Origin of the sequence: Neisseria sp. P0020.S003 (assembly GCF_051957095.1) — a bacterium.
Taxonomy (GTDB): Bacteria; Pseudomonadota; Gammaproteobacteria; order Burkholderiales; family Neisseriaceae; genus Neisseria; species Neisseria subflava.
On the sequence record NZ_JBQCWU010000001.1, the window covers coordinates 218,956 to 242,295 of the forward strand.

Sequence of the window (23,340 nt, forward strand, 5' to 3'; positions counted from 1 at the left end):
AATCCCATAATTCTTATGGGATTTGCTTTTAGTCGAATATCTTTTGTTAGATATTTAAATTAACCACCTGTTCAAGAACCACCTGTTCCAGAACCACCTGTAGTAGCGGTAGTAGCAGGACGGCAAGAGGAAGGCAAGAATTTTGTAGCTACGCCATCAGTTGCACCTGGAGTACAAGTCCAAGTAAAGGAGCCGTTAGCAGTTGCAGTTGCAGTTCCACCAGGAGTAGCACTGGCAGTGGTAGTAGTGGCCGTAGGGGTAAGTGATACGGTTTTGCCTACAATTTCCTTATTCACGTCAGTAGTTTTCATTTTGGCAGTAATAACACCGTTACCACCAACATCTACTTGTGCAACATATTTACCCTGAATGCTTGTATTAGTTGCAATACCTGCTTCGGTATTGCTAGCAGGCCATTTGCCTTTATCTGCATAGTATTCAACAACAGCAGACTTTTGACCTTCCATCAATAAGATGGCTTCAGAAACTTGGGCACGTGCAGTGTAGTCTTGGTATGCAGGCAGGGCGATAACTGCCAAGATGCCTAGAATCGCGATGACGATCATCAATTCGATCAGGGAGAAACCTTTTTGGATTGCTTTCATTGTTTAAAATTCCAGTTTTAAAGTGTGAATAATTGTGTTTAAGTAAAAAGTCCGTAATGTGCTTGGCACTATGTATTACTTGGTACTATGTATTATGAGTAAACCATAAAGTAAGAAGGAATATACAGCTTCCGTCGGGCTTGCTGCTTTGAGGCTTGAGCCTTATCGGACGTGTTGTTTCAAGCAGTCGGTGTGCCAAGTGTGCAAAACTGATTAAAAAAATTATTTTTTATTTTTTGTTTATTGTTTTTATTGAAATTTTTTTTAAATTTTTAAATTTTGTGAGGTTTTGTTTGAAAGTTTCAGGATTTTTGGGAAATTAGGGGGTTGACGTTTTTTGTCAGTTTTGTGTTTTTTGTGACAGAGAGTGTGTGCGAGTTTGGTCATGTGACGTTTTTTGTCAGAAATTAAGCTTGGTTCAATAATATGTTAATTGATTTGGATGGGCGGTATTTTTATGGATTAATCGGCGAGTTTAATATTTTGTGATTTTATTTTTTTGTTTTTTATGGGTTTTATTTTTTATGCGTATTTTGTTTGAATACGGATAAGGAGAAAATTTGGAAGGAAGGATTTTTGAAGAGGGTTTGGCGTAATAGGTGAATGAAATTTTCCCATTAGAATTATATTCATATGGATTATGATTTTTGAATGTAGTTTTATGTCAGAAGGAAGTTCTGGTTTCGAATTTTAAGGCTTTGGATTTCTTGAGTGTTTTAGAAGGGTATATTCAGGATGTTTATATTTTTGGGTGCGATTAGGGTGAGCAAAAAATGCTCACCCTATGTTTTTAAGATGTTCAGACGGCCTTTATGGGGTCAAGACTTCGATCAATGCCTGTTTTAGGGTGTTTTGGGTTTGCGGGTCTTGTAGGGATGGGCTGTAGGTAATGAAGCTGTCCTCAATGCGCTGATCCAAGGTGGTGATTTTGGCGTAGCGCAGGCTGATGTTGTGTGCAAAGAAGGTCTCGGCGATATCGGCGAGGAGATGGGGGCGGTTGACGGCGGTGATGTCTATGGTGTGCCAGCCGGGATAATCTTCTTCGGGGGTGATGATTACGGTAGGCGGAATGGGAATGTGGCGGATGCGGCGGCTGATGTGCGGGCGGCCGCTTTGTTTTTGGACGGTGGTATTGCCGTGGATGAAGCTGTTGAGTTCGGCTTCGAGTGCGCTTTGACGGTCGGGATATTCTTCGGGCGGGAGATTGTCGGGAAGTTGCAGGATAAAGGTGTCAAGGATGTAGTCGTGCTCGGTAATGAAGGCACGGGCGGCTTGGATGTCGAAGCGGTGGCTGCTGAAGATGCGGCAGAGGCGTGCGAAGAGGCGGTCGCCATTGGGCATGAATACCATGACTTGAAGGCTGTTGCTTTGGGGGAGGATACGGCTGCGGACGGCCGGACTTTGGGTGTCATAGGCGAGGTTTGCGGTGTGCCAGAGGATTTCCCGCGTCTGATGGCGGACGTAGTATGCGCTGCCGAGGATGCGGCGGAGTTTTTGTTGGTTTTTGAGGGGAACGGCCGCGCGTGTGAGCTGATCGGTCGAGGCTTGTTCGCGTCGGTTGGGGAGGCGTTCGGGATCGTGGTGTTTGCTGTTTAAAACGGCGGCGGTGCTGTGGTAGAGGGTTTGGAGCAGGCTGGCGCGCCATGTGTTCCAAAGTTTGGGGTTGGTGCCGCGGATGTCGGCAATGGTAAGCAGGTAGAGTGCGTCTAGGTATTCGCGCGTGGGAATACGGCGGCAAAAGGCTTGGAGGACATGGGGATCTTGGATGTCTTCTTTTTGGGCAACGGTGGACATGAGCAGGTGGTTTTCAACCAGCCATGCGAGGAGGTGGCTTTCTTCTTCGGTGTAGTAGTGGTTGGCGGCGAATTGTTGTGCGTCTTTGATGCCTTCTTTGGCGTGATCGCCGCCACGGCCTTTGGCGATGTCGTGCAGCAGGGCGGCGGTGTAGAGGACATGTGGTCGTGGGTAGGCCTGCATGATGGCGCTGGCCTCGGGCATTTCGTGGCTGTGGGTTTCGATGGCGAGACGGCGCATATTGCGGACGACGGTCAGGATGTGGTCGTCTACGGGGTAAATATGGAAGAGGTCGTGTTGGAGCAGGCCGGTGATTTTTTCCCATGCGGGGAGATAGCGGCCAAGTACGCCGTAGAGGTTGAGAAAACGGAGGGTTTGGGTAAGGCCGGTGCCGTGTTTGAAGAATTGGATAAAGCGGCGGCGGTTTTCTGGATTTTGGGTGAAACGGGCATTGATTTTTCGTGTGGATGCCCACCATGCACGCAGGGTTTGCGGCTCGATGGTGGTGATGTTTTGCTCCTGCATGGTTTGAATGATGGTGAAGATGTGTTCGGGATTTTGCTCGAACAGGGCAAGGTCGTTGGCGGCGATTTGGTGGCCGATGCGTTTGTAGTGGCTGTCGATGGGGTGGATATGTTGGGGACGGCTGGAGGTTTGATGGTTTTTGAGAACCGGAATGAGGATGCCGTTGAGTTGTTTGATGGCTTTGGTGGCACGGTAGAAGGTGTGCATTAGGGCTTCGCTTCGGCCGCGGATGTCGGGTTGGGTATAGCCTAAGCTTTCGGCAACTTGGGACTGGTAGTCGAAAAGCAGCCTGTCTTCGGGGCTGTCGGCAGTAAGGTGGAGATAAATGCGGATGTTGGCGAGCCGGCGGTAGCCATGGGCCAACATACCGGCTTCGGTGCGTGTGAGGACGCCGGCGGTAACGAGGGCGGTAGGGTTGCTGTCTATGCCTTGTGCTTTGGCTGTCCAGATAAGGGTGTGGATGTCGCGCAGGCCGCCGGGGCAGGTTTTGATGTTGGGTTCGAGTTGTGCGCCTGTGCCTTGGGATTTGGTATGGCGTTGCTCCATTTCGAGGAGTTTGGCTTCGATAAAGGCGGCTGTGTCGCGGCGTGTGTTGAGTTTGTTTAGAAGTTGGGCGGTAAGGTCGGCATTGCCTTGTAGGTGGCGTGCTTCTAGAAAGGCGGTTTCGCCGGTAATGTCGTTTTGGGTGCTTTGGAGGATTTCTTCTATGCTGCCGCTTTTGATGGCCGGATTGAGGCGTGCGTCCCAAAGGGTTTGGATAAATTGGGCGGTTTGCTGTTGCAGGCCGTCTGAAAAAGGAGTGGAGGAAATAATTGCTAAGTCCCAGTCGGAATGGGGATAGAGTTCGCAACGCCCAAAGCCGCCGATGGCAATCAGGCTGATGTCGTTGCTGTCGGGGAAGTGGATTTGCCAGAGGGTTTGCAGCAGGGTTTCGGCAGCGGCGATATGGTCGCGGAAATAAACGGTAGGGCGGTTGTTTTGGCGGTAGGCAGTTTCTGCTGCGGCTTTTTGCTGCTGGTAGGTTTGGATGGCTTGTTGGGCGGCGGTCATGATGGTATCTGGCTGTGAATTAGGCTTGGGTATCGGCAGGCTCGGTCATTTGACGGAGCATTTCTTGTGGCGGAAGGAGGAGTTTGTAAGGAGCAATTTTAAGCGCGGATGCGATTTTTTCGATGTTGGAAAGGGCGATATTCCAGCGTTTGCGCTCGACGGCGGAGACGTAGGTACGGTCAAGTCCGCATTGGCGTGCCAGTTCTTCTTGCGACCAGCCGTGATTGACGCGATAGAGGCGCATGTTGTAAGCGATAACGGCGCGGAGGTCTTGCGGATCGGGCAGGCTGGGAGGGAGAGTGAGTTTATTGACCATGGTATTTTGAGTTTGTGGTTTGAACGATAAGGGGATTTTATACTATTTTTGTGAGGGGAAAGGAAAGGCCGTCTGAAAGTTTTCAGACGGCCTTAAAGGGGGTAGGTATAAAAAAAAGGGGGTGGCTTTCGGCCACACCCAAACACACACACATCAAGAGGAAAGAAAAATCATTTAATAAGAGAGCTGGCTCTTATAGAGGAAAACTGGATGATTAGGGCTTGGCCCTGAAGCATTGAAAGGCATTATAAATGAAAATAGGGTTGGGGTATTGATACAGGTCAATTCGGGCTTGATTTAGAAAATATATTTTTAGGATAGTGGAAATAAATTAAAAATAAGGTTTGATTGTGAATAAAAGTCATTAGGCCGTCTGAAAAATGGGTTTCAGACGGCCTGATTGGTTTAAAGGCTGCTACTTATATAAATTAAGTATTAAGCCAAACCTTTATCTTTGGCTTCTTGCAGGTGGGCTTCAAAGTTGCTGAGGTTGACACCTGCCTGTTCGGCTGCGGCAACTACTTCGGCTACGGATACACCGTGTTGCACTTGATGATAACCCCAAAGCAGAGAGCAGCGAGTGCCGGTACGGCAGAAGGCAAGGATAGGAGCCGGAGATTGTTGCAACAGATTTTGGAAGGCTGCAACATCAGCTGCGTTGATTTGAGGCGCAACGACGGGCTGGTGTGAGAATTGGTTGATGCCGGCCTCTTTAAACCAGTTTTGCACTTCGGCAAAAGCCGGTTGGTTTTCTTCTTCACCGTCCGGGCGGTTGCAGATGACGGTTTGGATGCCGAGGCATACGGCTTCTTGGACATTGGCTTCGGTCAGTTGGGGGGCGATATAGAGGGTGTCGGTCAGTTTACGGATGGGCATAGTTTTTCCTTTCTTTATATTGAGCGGACATGTTGATTTCAGACGGCCTAGGAAGTGGCAGGCCGTTTGAAGTTTTATTTAATGATTGTACAACCAGTTTTCGAGTTTTTGGCGATCGGTAATGTGTAGCAGGGCGGTATTGGCTTCTGCTGCTTGAACTGTGATGCTGGTCTCGCGCAACAGGCCTTGGCGGAAGAAATGGATGGTGGTGCGCGTGCCGATAGGCAGTTTGCTCCACTGCGCTGCAAGGTCGTTGCAGGCATAGCCGCCTAAGGCGATGATTTTGTCTTGCGGGCAGAGTCCGGCATTTTCTGCGCTGCCACCATTAAATACATGAGTCAGGACGGCATGGTCGCTGTTTTGTTTAAAACGTGCGCCCAAATCATTGGCGGGGGCAACCGATTGGGGTTCGCTTGCAAATGCTCCGCCGTGCTGGCGTGGCAGGGGGATAAAGTCGAGTTTGACACCTACGCTTTGCAGGCATTCTGCGAGCGGAAGGTCTTCGGTGCTGTATAAGGCCGTCTGAAAGAAGGCTTCTAAATCTAAACCGGTCATTTCTTGGCAACGGGATTGCCAGTGTTTTTCGGGTATGCCTTGATGAGTATTGCGCCAGTCGCGATAGTGTTGCTGCATTACGCTGTCGAGGGTGTATTTGCCTTGGCTTTTTTCACGGATGATAAGGTCGAGGCAAAGTGCGGCCAGTGCGCCTTTTTGATAGTAGCTGACGATGGCGTTGGGGCTGTTTTCGTCTTGTTTGTAGAACTTGTCCCATGCGCTGAAACTGGATTGGGCAAGTGTTTGTTTCAGACGGCCTTGTGGTTGCTGTACGCGTGTGATGCTTTGTGCAAGCAGGGTAAGGTAGGCTTCGGGACTGATGGTTTTGCTTCGGGCAAGAAAGAGGTCGTCGTAGTAGGAAGTAATGCCTTCAAATGCCCAAAGTTGCTCGGTGTAGTTTTCTTGGTCGAGATTGTAAGGTGCGAAGACGGCCGGTTTGATGGATTTAACATTCCATGCGTGGAAGTATTCATGGGAGAAGAGGCCGAGTAATTCGGTATAGGCTTTGTCGGCTTCGCCCATATCGTAAGATGGCAGACTGTGGCGGTCGGCAAGAAGGGCGGTGCTGCTGATGTGTTCCAGTCCGCCGTAGAGGTTGTCGCCCAGATGTAGTAGGAAAAGGTATTCGGTAAACGGGGCAGGGGAGGGGAACATCGCCAACTCGGTTTCGCAGATTTTTTGAATATCGGCGAGGAAGCGGGCGCGGTCGAAATCGGGGTAAATACCACTTAATGCAATACGGTGGGGAATGCCTTGTGCTGCAAAGTCGAGGAATTCGATGATGCCTGTTTCAACGGGGTGATCAATCAGCTCGGCATATGAGGCCGTCTGAAAAGTGGTTGTCGAAATTTTGGGCAGGGTTGTGGCTATCTGCCATGTGTGTGGCAGGGTAGGAAATTCGACTTGGTGCGGTTGTTCCTCTTGTCCGTGTACTTTTAAGAATAGGCATGCGCCGTCGAAAAAGCCGCGCTCTGTACTGAGGAATGAGCCGCGTACAGACAAGTCGAATGCGTAGACGGTGTAGTAAATTTCCCACGCTCCACTGAGGGTAGGGGTTTGCCAATGGTTTTTGCTGGTTTGTGTCAGCGGCTGGGCTTTGCCGTTGCAGCGCGCGCTGATGTGTGTGATGTGGCGGGCAAAGTCACGGATGAGGTAGCTGCCGGGAACCCAGTTGGGCAGGCTGATTTCTGTTTCAGAATCATTGGTTTGAGTGAATGATAAGGTGATGTGCCATTCATGAGACAGAAAGTTGGGGGTAATTTTGTAATTAATCATGGCTATTGTATAGTTTGCTAAAATTTATTAAGGATAAGTGTTTTAAAAGGTTAGGTTTAATCTATATCAATAAATCTGTACGAAAAAGGGGCTTGAAAAAATGCTGTGTCCGATTTATTGGATATGTTTAAATAATTTATTGATTATAAAAGAAATGAGATGATGTCTCACTAAAGGTTTTATGCAATATGGAATGTAATTTTGCTTGGCATGTCTTGGTGTCTATGTTAAATTTAGAAAAATTTGAGCCTTAGCCGTATTGCGCTTTTTATAAACGTAAGGGTTGGGGTGAGATAAAAATTTTTTATACCCATAATTTATGGAGACTTCCATGGACACACAAACTTATAACTACAAAGTGGTGCGCCAGTTCGCCATCATGACTGTAGTTTGGGGTATTGTGGGCATGTTGGTCGGTGTAATTGTAGCCGCCCAATTATTTGCTCCATCCCTTGATTTATCTGAAATTGGACCTTGGTTCCACTTTGGTCGCCTGCGTCCGCTGCATACCAATGCGGTTATTTTTGCATTCGGTGGTTGCGGTCTGATCGGTACATCATACTACGTTGTTCAACGTACATGTAATACCCGTCTGTTTGGCGGTTGGTTGCCTGCATTTACCTTCTGGGGTTGGCAGGCTGTCATCGTGGCTGCGGCTATCAGCTTGCCTATGGGTTACACCCAAGGTAAAGAATACGCCGAGTTGGAATGGCCTATCGACATTTTGATTACGCTGGTGTGGGTTGCCTACGCTATCGTATTCTTCGGTACGATTGCCAAACGTAAAATCAAACATATTTACGTTGCCAACTGGTTCTACGGCGGCTTCATCTTGGCTGTTGCGCTGTTGCACATCGTCAATAATATCAGCATCCCTGCCGGTTTGATGAAATCTTACCCGGTTTACGCTGGTGCGATTGATGCGATGGTTCAATGGTGGTACGGCCACAATGCAGTAGGCTTTTTCCTGACAGCCGGCTTCTTGGGTATGATGTATTACTTCGTACCAAAACAAGCAGGCCGTCCTATTTATTCTTACCGCTTGTCCGTTGTTCACTTCTGGGCTTTGATTTTCACTTATATGTGGGCAGGTTCTCACCACTTGCACTACACCGCATTGCCTGACTGGACTCAATCTTTGGGTATGGTATTGTCTTTGATCCTGTTCGCACCTTCTTGGGGCGGTATGATCAACGGTATCATGACTCTGTCTGGTGCATGGGACAAACTGCGTACCGACCCGATTTTGAAATTCCTGATCGTATCTCTGTCCTTCTACGGTATGTCTACCTTCGAAGGCCCGATGATGTCTATCAAAACTGTTAACGCTCTGAGCCACTACACTGACTGGACTGTTGCACACGTTCACGCCGGTGCATTGGGTTGGGTAGGCTTCGTAACCATCGGTTCCGTTTACTATATGATCCCACGCCTCTTCGGTAAAAACGAAATGTACAGCACCAAATTGGTTGAAGCGCATTTCTGGATTGCAACCATCGGTGTGGTTCTGTATATCGCCGCGATGTGGATTGCCGGTGTGATGCAAGGCCTGATGTGGGGTTCTCTGAATGCTGACGGTACTTTGACTTATTCGTTTGTAGAGTCAGTTAAACGTACCATGCCTTACTACATGATTCGTTTCACCGGCGGTCTTCTGTACCTGAGCGGTATGTGCATCATGGCATACAACGTTTACCGTACAGCTATCAGTGGTAAAGCAGTTGATGCTGAGATTCCTGCGGTTTCTCAAACTCAGCACCACTAATGATAAGAAAGATAGGCTACCAAAATGAAATTACAACAATTAGCTGAAGAAAAAGTCGGTGTACTGATTGTATTCACCCTGCTTGTAGTCAGCGTCGGCCTTCTGATCGAGGCCGTCCCGCTGTTCTTCTCCAAGGCAGTTACTGAACCTGCGCCAGGCGTGAAACCATACAACGCCTTGCAAGTGGCCGGTCGTGATATTTACGTACGCGAAGGCTGCTACAACTGCCATTCTCAAATGATTCGTCCATTCCGTGCAGAAACTGAACGTTACGGCCACTACTCCGTTGCCGGTGAGTCTGTTTATGACCATCCGTTCCAATGGGGTTCTAAACGTACCGGTCCGGATTTGGCTCGTGTCGGCGGCCGTTATTCCGATGAATGGCACCGCATCCACCTGCTGAACCCGCGCGACGTTGTGCCAGAGTCCAATATGCCTGCTTTCCCATGGCTTGCCCGCAACAAAGTCGATGCCGAAGCAACAGTGGCACATATGAAAGCCCTGCGTAAAGTCGGTACGCCTTACAGCGATGAAGAAATTGAAAAAGCTCCTGAAGCTTTGGCAAACAAATCAGAGCTGGATGCGGTGATTGCATACCTGCAAGGCTTAGGCTTGGCATTGAAAAACGTAAGGTAACATCATGGACGTGAACTGGGCTCGCTCGCTCTTTACTGTTTGGGTTTTTATCAGTTTCATCTTAGTACTTTATATTGTTTTTAATCGACGTAATAAAAAGAACTACGATGATGCTGCGAGCAGTATTTTTGACAATGATGATAAAGGGTCGTCTGAAAAAGACGGGCGATAACAGTTTAGTCCGTGATCACGGAGCAAAAGAATGAACACAACATCCCAATTTACCAGTAATTTCTGGAATATATACATTGCAGTTATTGTCGTGCTCAGCTTTATCGGCTTGGCATGGCTGCTGCTTTCCCAAAACGTTGTGAAGCGCCCTAAAAAGGGCGAAGAAGTCAAAACGACAGGTCATGAATGGGACGGTATTGAAGAATACAACAACCCGCTGCCGCGTTGGTGGTTTTGGCTGTATGTCTGCACTTGGACCTTCGGTATCGGCTATCTGGTCATGTATCCGGGTGTCGGTGACTTTAAAGGTATCTGGGGCTGGACTAGCCACGGTCAGTATGAAGAAGAGGTTGCCAAAGCCGAACAGAAATACAGCCAAGTGTATGCTAAGTTTGCCAAAATGCCGATTGATCAAGTGGCTAAAAATCCTGAAGCACAAGCTATCGGTCAAAACCTTTTCAATACCTACTGTATCCAATGTCACGGTTCAGATGCCAAAGGCTCTAAAGGCTTCCCAAATCTGACTGACGACGACTGGCTGTGGGGTGGCGAACCTGAAAAAATTCAGGAAACTATTGAAAAAGGCCGTACTGCCGCCATGCCTGCATGGGGTCCTGCTTTGGGTGAAGAAGGAGTGAAAAACGTAACACAGTATGTTATGTCTCTTTCTAAACCTAAAGGTCAATACGACGAAGAACGTGCAGAACGCGGTAAAGCCCTGTTTAGCGGCCCACCTGCCAACTGTTTCACTTGTCACGGCGACAAAGGTCAAGGTATCCAAGGTCTTGGTCCGAACCTGACTGACGATGTATGGTTGTGGGGCGGTACTCAAAAAGCGATTACCGAAACCATTACCAACGGCCGCAGCAGCCAAATGCCTGCTTGGGGTCACTTCCTCGACAAAGACAAGCTGCACATCATGACTGCTTACGTTTGGGGTATGTCTAACAAAGACGGTAAAAAAGCTCCTGCTAAAAAAGCCGAGCCTGCTCAAGCTGCTCCAGCAGCCGAAGCATCAGCCCCTGCAGCTGACAGCGCAGCATCTGCCGCTCCTGCATCAGATGCCAAAGCAGCTCCAGCAGCTGAAGCTAAACCTGAAGAGGCTTCTGCCAAAGTTGATGGTAAAGCTGTTTTTGAAGCCAACTGTAAAACATGTCATGGCGGTTTGATTCCAGGTGCTCCTGTCGTAGGTAAAAAAGAAGACTGGGCTCCTCGTATCAAACAAGGTAAAGACACTCTGCACAAACATGCTATCGAAGGCTTTAATTCTATGCCGGCTAAAGGCGGTAATGGCAGCCTGAGTGATGATGAAGTTAAAGCAGCTGTAGACTTTATGGCAAACGAGTCTGGCGCGAAATTCTAATTTTGAGTCAGATTGAAAAAAAGCGTACCTAGAAAGGTACGCTTTTTTATATTTGATAAAACCGTATGGAAAAAACATACAAAAGGCCGTCTGAAACATTCAGACGGCCTTTTGTTTTAAACCTAGATTATTCAATTTAAAGTAGATGTACTACGGTTCAGGAACTACTCACTGAAAGATTATTCGACGCTGTCGAGTAGTTTTGGGTGATTGTTCCCAATTTCGTATTACTTTCAATTTGCGGTTAAAAAAGGTGTCATGATCTTCTATGCGCATCATCATACGCATAGAGTCTATACCGTTGGCGGCAAATCTTAGATCAGGCTTGCCGACAAAATTGTTTCTAATGAAGCTTTCTATATTGGCAGTAGCCGCACTTTGATATTGGTATCTAAACCATTATATTCAAATGGGTGACCGACAACCTGCTCCAATTATTGTCAACCAATGTTCCAACATACCAATAGAAAAATGAAAAAGGCCGTCTGAAAATCTGGTTTCAGACGGCCTTTTGCTGTAAAGGGGTAGATTTAAGAGAAACCCAAGCGTTTATCGGGTCGGGTAAATACAAAAATAAACAGAGCAGTTAACGCGCCCAAAGTATCGGCAAGCATGTCTTTTTGCGCGTCCCAAATATCGCCTTGAGAGCCCAAGAACTCCAGTCCGGCCTCTCCACCATCGATGACGGCATATTGCCATTCGATGATTTCATAGGCGGCAGCCACGCTCATAATGAAGAACAGGGAGAAAAATAAGGCCAACGGCAAATTGCACAGCTTGCGGCGCAGCAGCCATTCAGCCATCGGGTAGGCATAAAAGCCGATGATGTAATGGGCAATACGGTCGTAATGATTGCGGTTTTCGCCCAAAATTGGTTCGATAAAGCGGTTGATGGATTCAAATGGCACATCGGCAAAAGTGTAGTATGCACCGATGGAATGCATGATGAGCCAGAAACTCATGAATAAGTAGGCCAGGTTGCTGAAGCGGAAAATGCGGTAGGTGGCAACCAGAAGGAAGAATACGGATGCGACGGGAATGATTTCGGCGTACCAGACCGCGCGGTCATGGGGATTGATGCCTGACCAAACAATGAGGGCGAAGATAATCGTAGCAAGAAAAATGGGAAAGATTGGAGAGGGTTTATTCATGTTGTGTGTATGTAATAACAATGTCGCGTATTGTATAACGAATCGGCAGGGCTGGCAGTTTCATGCATTAAAGGCTGTCTGAAAACAGCTTTCAGACGGCCTGAAGTTTAGCCGTTCCAGAAATAACGGGTGATGTGGAAAAACACGGGTGCGGCAAAACAAATCGAATCCACGCGGTCAAGCATCCCGCCGTGGCCGCGTATCATATTGCCCCAGTCTTTGACACCGTAATCGCGTTTGATGGCAGACATAACCAGGCCGCCAAAGAAGCCCATTAGGCAGACGATAAAGCCGATAATGGCCGCTTGGTCGTGGGAGAACGGCGTAATCGGCGCCATCAGCGCGGCAATGGCTGTGGCCGACAAAATGCCGCCGACTGTGCCGGAAATGGTTTTAGACGGGGAAAGTGAAGGCATGATTTTTGCACCGCCAATCAGTTTGCCCCAAACGTATTGCAACACATCTGATACTTGCACCACGCCAATCAGGAAGATCAGCAACAGGATATTATTGCTGTTATCGAAGCCGTCCAAATCTAGAAACATCAGCGCCGGAACATGGGACAGACAGAAGATGCAAATCATCGCCATCCATTGCGTTTTGGCGGCGCGTTCCAAAAAGTGCGCGGTTTGGCCGCTGAGGCTGGCAATAATCGGCAGTATCAAAAAGCCGTAAACCGGAATAAAAATGCTGAACATGCCGTACCAGCCGTCATAGACGAAATAGTATTGCACCGGCAGCAGCAGGTAAAAGCAGACCACCATGCTGTAATAGTCGCTGCGGCGGCGATAGACGAGGGTCATAAATTCGCGCAGTGCGGCAAATGAAATCAAGAAAAACAGTACAACCGTCCCGATTTTGCCGAACCAAAACGCGCCCAGCAACACCAGCGTCATCAGCCACCATGCGTAAATACGGGCGTTGAGGTTGGCGATGGTGGCATTATCTGCGCCGTTTTTGCGCTTAAGCCATTGTCCGATGATGCTGGCAAAACACAATACGGCAAACACGCCGACAAAAATATAGCTGGCTTGCGGAGTCAGATGAGCGGCGGCTTGTTCGACAATGATTTGTTGGGAATTCGTAGAAAGGCTCATGCTTGTCCTCCTTTGTTTTGATGAACTTCAGGTTCATTTTGGCGAAGCTCGCTGCGGTCGTTTTCAGACGGCCTGAGTGCCAGCAGCGCTTCACGGCTGCGTGTCAAAAAGCTGTCTTTGTCTTCGTTTTCCTGCAAAGTAAGCGGCTGTCCGATATGGACTTCACACAAAAGCGGTATAGGCAGGATTTTGCCTTTGGGCAGTACGCGGCTGATGTTGTCTATCCAAATCGGCACAAATTCGGTATTGGGTTTGCTTTTCGCCAGATGATAAATGCCGGACTTGAACGGCAGTAGGATGGTGTTGTCGTCAGTATTACGCGTGCCTTCAGGGAAAATAATCAAGGAGTCGCCTGCGTTTAGCGCGTCTTTCATCTGTTCGGTAATCGCTTGCGGATTATCGCTATGGCGCGGAATCAGCAAGGCGTTGAAAACATTTTGAATGATGAAGCGTTTGAGTTTGCTCGTCAGCCAGTAATCCGAACCGGCGACAGGGCGCGTGGACAAGCGCCAGCGTCGGGGCAGGGAAATCCATACCAATACAAAATCGCCATGGCTGCCGTGATTGGCGTAATAGACCTTTTGGTGCTGATTGAATGTCAGCTCGCGCGGGCTTTTGGGGCGCACGCCCGTAAGAAAAGAGACCGACAGGCACAAGGCTTGGTCGGTCAGCCAGGCAAGTTGTTTTTTGAGGAAGTTTTTCATTGTTTCTGCCTTTGGGAGTGAGATACCGCTAAGGATTTGGTTTGTGTAAATCGGCAAAAATAATTAAATGTTTTGGATAAGCAAAATTAAAAATTGTGCGGCGGTCAGGTATAAGCTTTTGCGCCATAAGGAAAGTGCGCCGTTTATCCGTTGGGGTAAAGTACGGCTGCCTGAAATTTGACGTAAACCGTTTTGCTGTAAGGCGTAGTCAAAGTCTTCAGGAGAGTAGCGGTTGTCGGCAAAGTCTTGGAACACGCGACGATCGAAGTGAATACGGATATGGCAGTACAACAAAACTGCTGCCAAGACAAGTTGCACCGCAAACTATGCGCCGCCATATTTTGCCGACAAGGCGAGCAGCAAGGCGTTGCAGGCGGCAACATAATGTGTGGTAGAGAGCAGGTGGGCAGTAATACGGCTGTCGGTTGCGTTGTTCATCATTATCCTTGTTTTAAACGGTTGGCCGCAGCTTCGACTGCTTGGGCGGTGGTTGGCGATAATACCATTTGCGGTCGAGCCTGTTGGAGTTCGGCCTTCGCTTGCGCCAAGTCTTTGCAGCCACCATAGACCAGCAGCCACGTCAGCATCACTGCGGCACTTCTTCCATAACCCAAAGCGCAGCATATCAGCACTTTGCCGTGTTTTTGGCGCAAGGTTTCCAATATCAAGGCCGTCTGAACCAAATCGTTTTCAGACGGCGTTACCATATCCAGTAAAGGCAGGGAGCGATATTCTCCTTGATAGCTACGGCAGGGATATTCGGCGCATACATCCAATACGGCAGGCAGATGGTTTGAAATCCCCAAAACGCTGCCAATCCATACATCATTGCGGACTTGTGCCGTTTTCGCCTTACCGCGTAACCAATACGCCATGTTTAGCCGTGCGCCCACCAGATAAGGCAACAGTAAAACCGTCGCTGCCGCCGATAATTTACCGTTAGCCTGTTTTTGGAAGAAGGCCACATTTCCAGTCAAATAGGCAAAAGCCACCATCAGCAAAGACACGCTAATCCATATAAACCACAGCCACGCGCCACCCAGCAGCGCAGGCAAAGCCATTAAACACGCACCAAGCAAATATAGCAGCGCAATCTTTCTTGAGTGTACATCACTCGAGCCCAGTTTTAACGGCGAAGTCATCTGACGCGGGAAAGCCCACAACACCAGCCAGCCAAGCAATGCTCCGGTCGGCACGTCAATAAAATGATGTTGATAAGTCGTCAGTACCGACAAGGCAATCAGGCTTTGCCATAAGAAAAGCAGCAGGCGGATTTTGGGAAAGCGCGTCCAATAAAATGCACCCACGATAATCGCCAACGCGATATGCAAAGATGGTGCTTGGTTGTACGGTAAATCAAATGCAGCCAATGAATCAAACAGCCAGCCTGACAGCCCATCGGCAGGCGGTTTAGGCCACCCGAAACGCAGCGGAAACAGCACAAAGTAAACAGTCGCAATCAGTTGGGCGGCTACAAGGTGCGCTACATATCGGTTTTGTTCATGTGTATCACGGCAAAGAAAAAATGCCGCGGCATACATCAGGTTCAGCGACCAATAAGGCACAATCGCCCATGCCCAAAACGGAATATTGCTCTCCCATGCAAAAGCGATTTCAGGCACATAGTCTAGCGACGCCGCGTAATGGTTGGAGAGGCCGTAGCTGGTGTAAAACAGGATACCGACTAAAATCAGCTTGAGCAGGGAGGTTTTGAGGGAGGGTTTCATGGACTTATTTTGGACATCTCAATTCATCGCCGTATTGATCGGAACGCAAACAGGATAAAGCGTTTTCTTTTGGATGGTAGCGGAATTCCTGCCATGGGCCATCAGAAGAAACAACACGCCAGTGATGAGGTGAAGATTGGTATTGTTTCAACGTGCCGTGCACGCCTTTGATACAAAAATTCTGTACCTTGCCTGCTGCCAATATTCCGCGTTGTCTATTGATCGGTGTTGTAAATAAGGTAATAAGCTTAGGCACATCAGCATTTGGGGAAAATTTCATTTTGACGTAGCCGTATCCTTCATTCGATTCAATGATCAAAGCAGATAAGGGTTGTCCGAAAGCAACAGAATTTTTCAATTCGATAGTTAATACTTCATTTCCTGATGCCGTCTGCTTGTTATGGCTACGGAGAACGGATGTACGGTATTTCGTAGGTAGTCTGTCTATTTCAGACTTTTCATAAGGCAGGGCTTCTAAATCAAAAGCACAATCTCGTTTCATAGATTGCAATAACGGTGTCCAGTCAACCGTAGCAGCATGGCAGATAGCTGAAAATGTGGAAACAAGCAGTAATGTAAGTAACTTTAGCATTATGGGATTTCAACTTATTGAAATTTGAGCAAGCGCTCCCGAAAATTTCTTTGTATATTGGTATATCGTAGATTTTTTCGGAATAGGTAAGATATATGTTCTACTTTAAAAGTGATGTAATGATGGCTCTGGATAGTCTATTCCAAAAATCACTTTTTTTATTTTGTGGAGTAATACCAAATAAAACTCATATTTGGCAGTTATTTCAATAGAAATAACTACACTACTTCTGAAGTCATAGGTATTGACAAAACATAACCACTTCATCATGAAAAACGACGAATCTGTTTACACCAATCTTTCATTCAAAGCGAACGATTTAAGCATCATTGAGGCCGTCTGAAAACCGGAACAAGGTTCAGACGGCCTTCTTTTTGCTATTATCTTTATTATTTCTTCACTGCCAAGCTCACGGTGAAAATACCGTCTTCGTCTATCCATTGATGGATTTTTTCAAAACCGGCTTTTTCAACCAGCTGATCCATTTCCTGCTGACTGCGGCGGCGCATTACCCAGTTTGGGCTGCCTGCTTTGTGGCTGGTTAGGGCGCGGGCAATCATTTCCAGTTGCGGATGCCACGGCTGGCCGGTGTAGATCAGGTAGCCGCCGGTTTCAATGACTTCGCCGAAACCGTAGAGTGAGTTCAAAATCAAATCATTGTCGGCAAACAATTCGTGCAGGCCGGAGACGATGCCCAGGGTAGGACGCGGCTGTAAATCGTGATAATTGGCGCGGTCATAGGCATTGACCTCATTGAAGGTAACCGTGTCTTGCAAGCCGCGCTCGGCAATCAGCTTGCGACCGGCTTCGACATTAATCGGACTGTAATCGCGCAAGCGTACGGAATTAGGCAATGTGTCGGCAGTCAGGGCATCCAATACATAGCGGCCATGACCGGACGCAATATCCAAAACGTGTACAGGTTTGCCTGCTTCACGCAGTTTGGCTGAGGCCGTCTGAATGGCTTTGCCGATATTGACTTTGCGTTGGCGGATACCGCGCCAGCCAATGGCGTTGAGATAGTATTTATCCACCCATACACCGAAAGCATTGCTGCCTTGCGGTTGATTGCGGTAGACGTAATCCAGCGTGCTGCCTGAATCAAAACCTGTTTCTTGACCGATTCTCAAGCCTTCACTCCAGCGCGAACCCAGTTTGAGCGAGGCGCGATATGTTGCCCAGAATGCGCCGCGAGGCGTACAAACAGGCAAAGGCGTCGCCAGTTCGTCAGCTTCTCGACGACTGTCTCCAAATAAGTGTGCTTGAGTCAGATCGACTTGTTGCAAAGGCTGATTGAAACGCTCGCGGATAAAACGGCGCATTTCAACAAACGCGATTTCACGGTTTTGCTCGCCTAAGGTGTCGTGGTAGAAACCGGGCAGGATATGGCGTTCTTTAATATGGCTGCCCAAACGGTTGTAGAAATCGTGTTGCGGTTTGTGATGAACAACCCAATCGCTGCCTGAAATCAACAGTTGTACAGGCGTAGTAATCGCTTGTGCATCGGTAACCACACGTTCAGCCGCTTCATATAAACCCAGCAGGATGCGCACAGAAATAGCGCGGGCAATCAGCGGATCATTGTCGTAGCTTTTTTGACGTTCGACATTGTGGGTCAGATAGTGGGCTTTGACATAGCTATTGACAAAGAAATTGCCACGCCATTTTTGCATCATTTTCAAACCGGTACGGGCAAACGGAACATAGAGTTTGACTTTGAACGCAGGCGAAGCCAATACGGCGCAACGGATTTTCGGCGCGTAATCGTGCAACCAAGTAGAAACCAATACCGCTCCGACACTTTGCGCAATCACGCAAATGTTTTCAGGTTTGATGCCGTATTCGCTTTGAATGTGTCGGATAAAATCATCTACGTCTGCAACCGAAGTGCCGATGCTCGGACTATCGCCACGTTCACCGGGGCTGTAACCATGACCGCGCGCGTCCCAAGCGAAATAGGAAAAATCATCAAAACCCAGCTCATCCGCCACAAACATCATTCGGCCGGAATGCTCATGTCCGCGATGGAACAGCACAATGGCTTTATCGGAAGAACCGTCGGCAGCAGGGCGATAGCGGTAGAAAAGCGAAGTCCCGTCTTGGGTAGAAAAGAATTTTTGCTGTTCGGACATGAGAATCTCCCAATAGTCATATTTTTTGAACAGTATCATGACATATCGAATAAATGCAATGATTATCCGATAGATGGACGAATGCAATGATGGAGAGAAATGGTAAAAGATGGTTTCAAATTTCACTTAAAACTGATGACAGTGATTGTTAAAAGGTTGGATAGAGGGTGTTTGGATAATCTTACAAACTACTACCGACATATCATCATAAACTCTTTGTTTCGCAATTAATTTACGAAACACAGTCAGACGGGACTTATCATTATCATATTGTTGCCAAATTTTTTCTCTTATTTCTTCTGAAAGAGCGTCACTTAGGCCGTCTGAACAAAGCAGCAGGCTTTCTCCTGCTTTAAGCGTAAGCTCGACATGGCACATTTTGTCTTGGAAATCGGAATAATCTGCTACTAGATAAGAAGAAACGCCGCCATATATGGTGGCAAACCCTTCTTCTTTTTTATCCGACAAACCATCCAGCAATTCGGAGAGTATCGAGTGATCTTGGGTCAGTTGCTTCCATTTTCCTTGTGTATCAATCAAATAGGCGCGGCTGTCGCCTACGCTGATGATTTTGGTTTTGCCGGTGGTTTGGTCGATTTCGGCGGCAACAAAAGTGGTTGAGGAACCAAAATAATCCTCTGCCAACTCTTTAGATAAAGCGGTTTGTACATGATTGATGGTTTGACGGCTGAGTCTGGCTGTACGGCTTAATAGGTGCATGGCTGATTTGCTGGCTTTTTCGGGACGATTGCTATTGGAAATGCCGTCGGCTATCCCGATGATAAAGCGTGGACGGGTTTCAAGACGTGTTTCAGCGGTTTTGAGTTTATATTGAAACACTTGCTCGCCGTTAAAAAGGGCATCTTGGTTGTGTTGTTTGTTGCTGCCGATTTGTTGGCAAAAGGTGATTTCGCAAAAGTTGTTCATGGTTTTTCCATTTGTTGGGTGAATATTCGCTGCAGGCTTTTCATCGTTTCTAACCCTCCAGATTTACACTTGGGCAATACGTTTAAAATTTGATGATTAAGGATCAAGGCCGTCTGAACAGTTTTCAGACGGCCTTTACTGCGTTTAACCAAGCACTAATTAACTGCTAATTTTGTCATGTTTTAATACATCCATCGAAACCCGAATACACATTTAAAAAGGAAATCAAACATGAAAAAATTCTTATTGACCGCCATCGTTGCTTTGTCTGCCGCTACTGCCGGTGCCAGTGATTATATCGAACACAAAATCTACAGCGACAAAAACTTCGAGCAAAATCGTACTAAAGCCGTAAAAATGTTGGAGCAACGCGGCTATCAAGTTCACGATGTTGAAGCCGATAGCCGTCGAGGTCAGCCTGTGTTGGATATCGAGGCTTTTAAAGATGGTCGTGAGTACGACATTGTTTTGTCTTACCCTGATTTGAAAATTATTAAAGAACGCATCGACTATTAATATTTTGATGCAAAGCGGATTGTCGCAGGACTTTGGGGTTCTGCGGCAGTTTGCTATTTAGGTATTTAAAGAGTGTAAGCGGTATGTAAATTACCTAAAATAAATGAACTAAATATGCTTTTTATTTTCCATTTAATTCAAAGTGTTTGATGTTGTGAGTCATGATATGAGTTTGAATGATTGGAAGGAAGATGGTCAGCCGAAGCAGATGGGCAACCAAGAAAAACCTTTAAACGACGGCGTATCTGCCGATTCCCAACAGGACGTTGATTTTTGGGAGCGCAATCGAAACAATACTGTTGAAAACGAAGTTAGTGTTGCGGCTGAAACGGTAGAAATTCAGGAGGCGGTAGAAGGTCAGGAAGCAGTTGAACATCCTGAGATGCCGTCTGAAAAAAGTGAAAAGAAAGCCAAACGCAAAAAAGACAAGGCGAAAAAGAAAAAAAATAAAGCCGAGGATTTGAATGCGCCTGATTTGTTAGGTACGAATAAGGGCGTGGAAACCATGTTTCGCAACGCCGTACGCTCGGAGATGGAATTGTTGGCACTGGCGGCAACCAAAGCGAATATTATGATTTCGCTGAATGGTTTTATTGTTTCTGCACTGATGATTTCGGGTGCGTTTATTTTTTCATCGTCGCCCGAATTTCTGATTCCGGCCAGTACGTTTATGATTACTGCCGCCGCGTCTATCGTGTTTGCGTTGCTTTCTGCTTCGCCGGAACGTATCGGCAAAATGCAGGCGGCGCGGACATGGTTTAAGGATTTTATCCGCGGCCGTTCTAAGCTGAAGGATTTGAAAACCCGCCTCAGTAGTACCGAAACACGCTTTTTTGGCGGCAGCCAACCCAATATTTTGATTTATGAAGACCGTGTGAAACTGCAAAAAGATCAATATTGGGAAATGATGCAGGAGATTATGGGCGACCGTAAACAAATCTATGAAAAGATGAGCGACCATCTTTATTGGCTTGGTTTGTTGGCGGACAAACAGTTCAAATACATCAATTTGTCTTACGCGGTATTCCGCTGGGGCTTGCTGGCTTCACTGGTGGCATTTATTGGCGTGAAAACATTGCCGTCATTGCTGATACCGCCGGCCAACAATGCGGCAGAGCTGCGTTCGCTGGGAATCAATATGTTTAACGGTGTGTACGAGCCTTCCGCCGTACAACAGCTTCCGGACGGCAATTTGTTGATTGCGGAAGACGAACCCAACCATGCGTTCAGTATTGTCAGCATTGATAAAACCGGCAGGTTTGTGGAAGACGAGGCATTGGATACGCGCGTGATTACCGGTTTCAAACGCCGTCTCAGCGACTTGGAGGCTTTGGCGCGCGACGATGAAGGCTTTATCTACGCTCTGACTTCACACTCGCGCACCCGTAAAGGCAACCGCTCGCCTGACCGTGAACATCTGATGCGCTTTAAAATCCAAGACGGCAATGTGTTGGGGCTGACCAGCTACGACAATCTGACGCAGGTTTTGGAAACCGATCACAAGCTGCATGATTTGATTCGTGAGCGAACCAAGGCAGAGGTTTCTTTTGAAGAAATCAATATTGAGGGCATGGCGTTTGATCCGGTGAAAAAACGTCTTGTTTTGGGCTTCCGTGATCCTGAGTTCAACAACATGGCTTTAGTTGCGTTTATCAGCAATCCGAAAGATGTATTTGAGCGCAATGCCAAACCTGAGTTTGATGAAGTGGCCGTGATTGATATTGATGGCGGCGGTATCCGTTCCCTCAACTATGATCCTGTGTTGAAAACCTACGTGATTGCCAATGAAGTGAAGGATGAGAATGGACAGAAATTCTCACAACTGTGGACTTGGAGCGGTAATCCGACCGATGAACCGCAAAAAATCTCTCTGCCTAATCTGCAACACATCACCAACGTTGAGGCCGTCGATTCAATTACTATTAACGGCAAGCCGCAGATGATTCTGATGGGCGATGAAGGCAATGCTTCGCAGAAAATTACTGCCAAGTATATGTTGGTAGATTATAGCCAACTGGGTAAACAGTAAGTTATCTTGGCGGATGGATAAAAGGCCGTCTGAAACCGATAGTTTATGGTTTCAGACGGCCTTTTTGTTTTCAGTAAAACAGGTTGATGGTTTAATCAATGATGATTAACCCAAGAACGTGGATAAGTTTCAGACGGCCTTCAAGCCATTGATGACACGTTTGTAGCAGGTATAAACCAATGCCACGCAGGCCAGCCACATAAGGATATAGAAAATCGAATGGAAGCTGCCGGCGATTGCATACCATACGGCCAATGCGCCGATAAAGAATGCACGATCGCTTTTGCCGAATGGCCCGTCATAACGCCGGCCGTTGCCATGAACTTGTCCCAAAACGCCGCAAAATTCAGTCATTGCCGCCAGCCAAATAAACAGGGCAATTTGTACGCCGCCGAAGGGCGCGATAAAGGCAAAAGGCAGATACAAAGCAGCATCGGCAACAATATCGGTGATTTCATTCAAATAGCCGCCCAATGCCGATTGTTGACCGAACTCCCGTGCCAGCATACCGTCCATCGCATTCAGCGCCATGCGGACAAACAACCAGATCGGCAAAAGCCAGAATAATGTGGATATACCTGCAAACAATGCTAAAAGCAAACCGATCAAAATGGAAACGGCGCAGGCAAACAGGGTGACCTGATTGGCAGTAATGCCTTTTTGATACAGTCTCTTAACGATGGGGCGCAACAGGTTTTGGAATTTTGGTTTCAGGGCGTAGATGCTCATCATTATGCCGAATAAAAGAAAACGAAGTGCCGTGATTATAGACGAAATCCGTTATAATCCGTCAATCTTCGAATCACGCGGTTCGCAAACCTCCCGCGTTAACAAAACTAGGAATTTACAATGGAAAAACAGCAAGCCCTCGTTATTTTTTCGGGTGGGCAGGATTCAGCGACCTGCCTGATTCAGGCAATTCAAACCTATGGCCGTGAAAATGTACAGGCCATCACTTTTCAATATGGGCAACGCCACGCCATCGAATTGGAGCGAGCGCGTTGGATTGCCCAAGATTTGGGCGTGAAGCAGACGGTACTCGATTTGAGCCTGATGCAACAGATTACACACAATGCCTTGATGGATGATACGGCATACATTGAAACAGCTCCAGACGGCCTGCCCAATACATTTGTAGATGGACGCAATGCTTTGTTTTTGCTTTACGCAGCTATTTACGCCAAAGGGCAGGGGATACGCCATATCATTGCTGGCGTGTGCGAAACCGATTTTTCCGGTTATCCCGACTGCCGCGATGTGTTCGTCAAGTCGATGAATGTTACGCTGAATCTGGCCATGGATTACGCTTTTCAAATCCATACGCCCTTGATGTATTTAACCAAAGCGCAAACTTGGGCATTGGCGGATGAAATGGGTGCGTTGGATTATATCTGCGAGCATACGCATACCTGTTATAACGGCGTGGTCGGTGGTTGTCATGAATGCCCAAGCTGTATTTTGCGCGAGCGCGGTTTGTCGGAATATTTGGGAAGTAAAAAGGCCGTCTGAATTAAGAGAGCATATATTTTCAATA

General features: G+C 47.4%; 20 protein-coding genes, 1 pseudogene and 1 riboswitch. Of the genes and pseudogenes, 7 read left to right on the top strand and 14 right to left on the bottom strand.

Annotated elements, in window-relative coordinates; translation table 11 throughout:
• Window positions 1-71 precede the first annotated feature (71 nt).
• The 5 genes from ACTHTQ_RS01115 to ACTHTQ_RS01135 form a co-directional block, all read right to left on the bottom strand.
• Window positions 72-605, bottom strand: a complete 534-nt coding sequence (locus tag ACTHTQ_RS01115) for a pilin (RefSeq protein ID WP_440362807.1) — start codon at window positions 603-605, stop codon at window positions 72-74.
• Between the two features lie 810 nt (window positions 606-1,415).
• Window positions 1,416-3,974: a [protein-PII] uridylyltransferase gene (glnD, locus tag ACTHTQ_RS01120; protein WP_440362808.1), complete on the bottom strand. Its 2,559-nt coding sequence runs from the start codon at window positions 3,972-3,974 to the stop codon at window positions 1,416-1,418.
• A 19-nt stretch (window positions 3,975-3,993) separates the two neighbouring features.
• Window positions 3,994-4,290 carry a helix-turn-helix domain-containing protein gene (locus ACTHTQ_RS01125; protein ID WP_440362809.1) on the bottom strand — a complete coding sequence of 99 codons (297 nt, stop codon included), beginning with the start codon at window positions 4,288-4,290 and terminating at the stop codon, window positions 3,994-3,996.
• 435 nt (window positions 4,291-4,725) lie between these two features.
• A complete protein-coding gene (locus ACTHTQ_RS01130) occupies window positions 4,726-5,166 on the bottom strand; it encodes a TIGR01244 family sulfur transferase (RefSeq protein ID WP_440362810.1) in 441 nt (146 codons plus the stop codon).
• A gap of 78 nt (window positions 5,167-5,244) precedes the next feature.
• A complete protein-coding gene (locus tag ACTHTQ_RS01135) occupies window positions 5,245-6,996 on the bottom strand; it encodes a M61 family metallopeptidase (RefSeq protein WP_440362811.1) in 1,752 nt (583 codons plus the stop codon).
• A gap of 331 nt (window positions 6,997-7,327) precedes the next feature.
• On the opposite strand from ACTHTQ_RS01135, the gene ccoN reads away from it, so the two are divergent.
• The 4 genes from ccoN to ccoP are packed head-to-tail and all read left to right on the top strand — an operon-like array spanning window position 7,328 to window position 10,931.
• Window positions 7,328-8,761: a cytochrome-c oxidase, cbb3-type subunit I gene (gene ccoN / locus ACTHTQ_RS01140; protein WP_191620630.1), complete on the top strand. Its 1,434-nt coding sequence runs from the start codon at window positions 7,328-7,330 to the stop codon at window positions 8,759-8,761.
• Window positions 8,762-8,785: 24 nt separating this feature from the next.
• Window positions 8,786-9,397 carry a cytochrome-c oxidase, cbb3-type subunit II gene (gene ccoO / locus ACTHTQ_RS01145; protein ID WP_440362812.1) on the top strand — a complete coding sequence of 204 codons (612 nt, stop codon included), beginning with the start codon at window positions 8,786-8,788 and terminating at the stop codon, window positions 9,395-9,397.
• A gap of 4 nt (window positions 9,398-9,401) precedes the next feature.
• Entirely contained in the window at window positions 9,402-9,569 is a 168-nt protein-coding gene (locus ACTHTQ_RS01150; RefSeq protein ID WP_250590641.1) for a cbb3-type cytochrome oxidase subunit 3, read from the top strand.
• A gap of 30 nt (window positions 9,570-9,599) precedes the next feature.
• On the top strand, window positions 9,600-10,931 hold the full coding sequence (ccoP, locus tag ACTHTQ_RS01155) for a cytochrome-c oxidase, cbb3-type subunit III (RefSeq protein ID WP_283120857.1): 1,332 nt from the start codon (window positions 9,600-9,602) through the stop codon (window positions 10,929-10,931).
• 530 nt (window positions 10,932-11,461) lie between these two features.
• On the opposite strand, the gene ACTHTQ_RS01160 is transcribed toward ccoP, so the two are convergent.
• The 8 genes and pseudogenes from ACTHTQ_RS01160 to ACTHTQ_RS01195 all read right to left on the bottom strand — a co-directional run bounded on the left by ACTHTQ_RS01160 (window position 11,462) and on the right by ACTHTQ_RS01195 (window position 19,261).
• Window positions 11,462-12,082 carry a DUF2238 domain-containing protein gene (locus ACTHTQ_RS01160; protein WP_440362813.1) on the bottom strand — a complete coding sequence of 207 codons (621 nt, stop codon included), beginning with the start codon at window positions 12,080-12,082 and terminating at the stop codon, window positions 11,462-11,464.
• Window positions 12,083-12,189: 107 nt separating this feature from the next.
• Window positions 12,190-13,179 carry a phosphatidate cytidylyltransferase gene (locus ACTHTQ_RS01165; RefSeq protein WP_440362814.1) on the bottom strand — a complete coding sequence of 330 codons (990 nt, stop codon included), beginning with the start codon at window positions 13,177-13,179 and terminating at the stop codon, window positions 12,190-12,192.
• Window positions 13,176-13,883: a lysophospholipid acyltransferase family protein gene (locus ACTHTQ_RS01170; protein ID WP_254343685.1), complete on the bottom strand. Its 708-nt coding sequence runs from the start codon at window positions 13,881-13,883 to the stop codon at window positions 13,176-13,178. Before ACTHTQ_RS01170 ends, ACTHTQ_RS01165 begins: the two co-directional genes overlap by 4 nt.
• 63 nt (window positions 13,884-13,946) lie before the next feature.
• Window positions 13,947-14,321: pseudogene (locus ACTHTQ_RS01175) on the bottom strand (hypothetical protein).
• A 2-nt stretch (window positions 14,322-14,323) separates the two neighbouring features.
• The gene (locus ACTHTQ_RS01180; protein ID WP_440362815.1) at window positions 14,324-15,610 is read right to left on the bottom strand and encodes a phosphatase PAP2/dual specificity phosphatase family protein; all 1,287 of its coding nucleotides are present in this window, start codon (window positions 15,608-15,610) and stop codon (window positions 14,324-14,326) included.
• Window positions 15,611-15,614: 4 nt separating this feature from the next.
• Window positions 15,615-16,202: a hypothetical protein gene (locus tag ACTHTQ_RS01185; protein WP_440362816.1), complete on the bottom strand. Its 588-nt coding sequence runs from the start codon at window positions 16,200-16,202 to the stop codon at window positions 15,615-15,617.
• Window positions 16,203-16,591: 389 nt separating this feature from the next.
• Window positions 16,592-18,334 carry a bifunctional alpha/beta hydrolase/class I SAM-dependent methyltransferase gene (locus ACTHTQ_RS01190; protein ID WP_440362817.1) on the bottom strand — a complete coding sequence of 581 codons (1,743 nt, stop codon included), beginning with the start codon at window positions 18,332-18,334 and terminating at the stop codon, window positions 16,592-16,594.
• 126 nt (window positions 18,335-18,460) lie between these two features.
• The gene (locus tag ACTHTQ_RS01195; RefSeq protein ID WP_440362818.1) at window positions 18,461-19,261 is read right to left on the bottom strand and encodes a PP2C family protein-serine/threonine phosphatase; all 801 of its coding nucleotides are present in this window, start codon (window positions 19,259-19,261) and stop codon (window positions 18,461-18,463) included.
• A gap of 231 nt (window positions 19,262-19,492) precedes the next feature.
• Between ACTHTQ_RS01195 and ACTHTQ_RS01200 the strand changes: the two genes are divergently transcribed.
• Together ACTHTQ_RS01200 and ACTHTQ_RS01205 are read left to right on the top strand one after the other, a co-directional pair.
• A complete protein-coding gene (locus ACTHTQ_RS01200) occupies window positions 19,493-19,777 on the top strand; it encodes a PepSY domain-containing protein (protein ID WP_036493072.1) in 285 nt (94 codons plus the stop codon).
• A gap of 166 nt (window positions 19,778-19,943) precedes the next feature.
• Window positions 19,944-21,806: a Pycsar system effector family protein gene (locus ACTHTQ_RS01205; RefSeq protein WP_440362819.1), complete on the top strand. Its 1,863-nt coding sequence runs from the start codon at window positions 19,944-19,946 to the stop codon at window positions 21,804-21,806.
• 129 nt (window positions 21,807-21,935) lie between these two features.
• On the opposite strand, the gene ACTHTQ_RS01210 is transcribed toward ACTHTQ_RS01205, so the two are convergent.
• Entirely contained in the window at window positions 21,936-22,535 is a 600-nt protein-coding gene (locus ACTHTQ_RS01210) for a CDP-alcohol phosphatidyltransferase family protein (RefSeq protein WP_440362894.1), read from the bottom strand.
• Window positions 22,536-22,606: 71 nt separating this feature from the next.
• Window positions 22,607-22,652, top strand: a riboswitch (PreQ1 riboswitch).
• Window positions 22,653-22,655: 3 nt separating this feature from the next.
• Here ACTHTQ_RS01210 and queC point away from each other — a divergent pair.
• Window positions 22,656-23,315 carry a 7-cyano-7-deazaguanine synthase QueC gene (gene queC / locus ACTHTQ_RS01215; RefSeq protein WP_440362820.1) on the top strand — a complete coding sequence of 220 codons (660 nt, stop codon included), beginning with the start codon at window positions 22,656-22,658 and terminating at the stop codon, window positions 23,313-23,315.
• Window positions 23,316-23,340: the final 25 nt, after the last annotated feature.